General features: G+C 76.1%; 1 protein-coding gene. It reads left to right on the forward strand.

The genetic code is table 11. The features are described from left to right. A partial coding sequence (locus CQZ88_RS21270; protein ID WP_146034351.1) for an HAD-IC family P-type ATPase occupies positions 1–2,646 on the forward strand: 2,646 nt, incomplete at both ends.

Genomic DNA, 2,646 nt, shown 5'->3' on the forward strand with positions numbered 1-2,646 from the left:
ACCGCGACCGGAGCGTGGTGTGGGACCGGGCGCGGACGGCGGTCGAACGCGGCGTCCTCACCTCCGGCTGGCACCCCGTCTCCGCCGTGCCGGACGTGCCCGGGCACCCTCCCGCCGACGCGCGGGTGCTGATCGGTCCCGTCCACGACCGCTACGCGTCCGCCGTGCTCGCCGCCGCCCGGCGCGCCGGGATCGTCGTGGTCTCCGTCGAGGACGAGGGGGCGGGCTACCTGCGGAACGGATTCGATCGCCTCGAACCTCTCGTCGAGTCGATGGACGCCGCACTGCTCGGCATCGTCGAGGGGTTGCAGCGCGGCGGCGGCACCGTCGTGGTCCTCACCGCCGAGGCGGCGCAGGCCCTCGCCCTGGCCGACGTGGGCATCGGTGTCCTGCGCGACGGCAGCCGTCCGCCCTGGCCGGCGGACCTGATGGTCCGCGACCTCACCGGTGCGTGGCGGATCCTGCACGCGCTCCCGGCCGCCCGGACCGCGAGCCGGCGCGGCGTGGAGATCGCCCGCGACGCCTCCGCCCTCGGAGCGCTGCTCATGTTGCCCGGTGTGCCGGGCACCGGTCCGGAATCGGTCACCGCCGGTGCCGCGGCCGGGCTGTGGGCCGGAACATCGGCGGCCCGCACCGCGCTCGCCGCGCCGCTGCCGCCGCCGCGTTCGGCCCACGACTGGCATGCGCTGTCGGTGGCTGAGGTGTGCGCGCTCCTCCCCGCGCCGTCGCCGGACGAGTTGTTCTTGCCCGCGGAGGATTCCGGCTGGCGGGTGCGGACCCGCACGCGGGCGGTGCGGGTGGTGCGGCGGGTCGGCACCCGCCCGGTCGGCTCCGCCGTCGACTTCACCCGTGCGGTACGCACCGAGCTGTCCGACCCGCTGACCCCCGTCCTCGCCACCGGCTCCGCGGCGAGTGCGGTGCTCGGTTCGCCGCTCGACGCCGTGCTCGTGGGATCGGTGTTGCTGCTCAACGCCGCGATCTCGGCCGCCCAGCGCCTGCGTGCCGAACGACTTCTGAAAAGGCTTCTGGCGGTGCAGGATCCGCCCGCGCGCCGCGTCGCCGGACCACGCGGCGGCAGGCGATACGTCGGAGTCCCCGCGGCCCGGCTGCGTCCCGGGCACGTCGTCGAGGTCCGTCCCGGCGAGGTCGTGCCCGCGGACGGGCGCATCCTCCACGCCGACGGGGTCGAGGTCGACGAGTCGGCACTGACCGGGGAGTCGCTCCCGGTCGTCAAGCAGAGCGACTCGACGCCGGGGGCCCCGCTGGCCGAACGCGCCTGCATGCTCTACGCGGGCACCACCGTGCTCACCGGCACCGCGGTGACGGTCGTGACGGCGGTGGGCGGGGCCACCGAGACCCGTCGCGCCACCGCGATGGCGCCCGCGCGGGTCCGGGAGGTGGGCCTGCAGGCACGGCTGAGCACCCTCACCCGCCGGGCGCTGCCCGTCAGCCTCGGCGGCGGCGTCCTCGTCGCCGCGCTGGGCCTGCTCCGCGGCACCGGGGTCCGCGCGGCGGTGACCAGCGGGGTCGCGGTCACCGTCGCGGCCGTGCCGGAAGGGCTGACGCTCGTGGCCACCCTCGCGCAGGTCGCGTCCGCCCGCCGGCTCACCAAGCGCTCGACCCTCGTGCGGGCGCCCCGCTCGATCGAGGCCCTCAGCCGGGTCGACGTCGTCTGCTTCGACAAGACGGGCACACTCAGCGAGAACCGCCTGCGGGTCGCGGCGGTCGAACCCGCCCCCGGCTTCACCCGGGAGGACGTGCTGGCCTGCGCCGCCCGCACCGGCATTCCGGCAAACGGGGGACCACCCGAGCACGCCACCGACGTCGCGATCGTCGAGTCCGCGCACGCCGCCGCCGTCGCGGACCGGGCCGCCGAACGGACGGCCCACCTGCCGTTCCGGTCCGGCCGGGCCTACGCGGCTGCGATCGCCGGAAACCACCTCGCGGTCAAGGGTGCGCCGGAGATGATGCTCGGCGCCTACGGCGACGACCATCCCGACGTCCGCGAGCGGGTGCACGCCCTGGCCGCCGACGGACTGCGGGTCATCGCCGTGGGACAGCGCGACCTGACCGATGCCGAAACCGCTGGGGCGGCAGACGATCCCGACGCCCTCGCGGAGCTGCCCGGAAACGGGCTGCGGCACGTCGGCCTCATCGGGCTGTCCGACACGCCGCGGGCCGACGCGGCCGGACTGCTGCCCGCGCTGCTCGAGCAGGGCGTCGCCGTCCGGCTCGTCACCGGCGACCATCCGGTGACCGCCGTCGCGATCGCCGGCGAACTGGGCCTGCCCGTCACGGCGGATCAGGTGCTCAGCGGTGCCGAATGGGACGGACTCTCGCACACCGAACGGGAACGAGCCGTGGAGGAGCGCCTCGTCTTCGCCCGGATGTCCCCCGAGCACAAGGTGCAGATCGTGCAGGCCCTCGAGCACACCGGACACGTGTGCGCCATGGTCGGTGACGGCGCCAACGACGCCGCCGCGATCCGGGCCGCGAGCGTCGGCATCGGCGTGGCCTCCCGCGGCAGCGACCCCGCGCGCGGCGCGGCCGACGTCGTGCTGCTCGAGGGCCGCGTCGCGGGCCTGCTCGACGCGCTCGACGAGGGCCGCGTGCTGTGGCAGCGGGTCCAGGCCGCCGTGTCGGTCC

This window comes from Rhodococcus sp. ENV425 (assembly GCF_002887785.1).
GTDB classification, from domain to species: domain Bacteria; phylum Actinomycetota; class Actinomycetes; order Mycobacteriales; family Mycobacteriaceae; genus Rhodococcus; species Rhodococcus aetherivorans.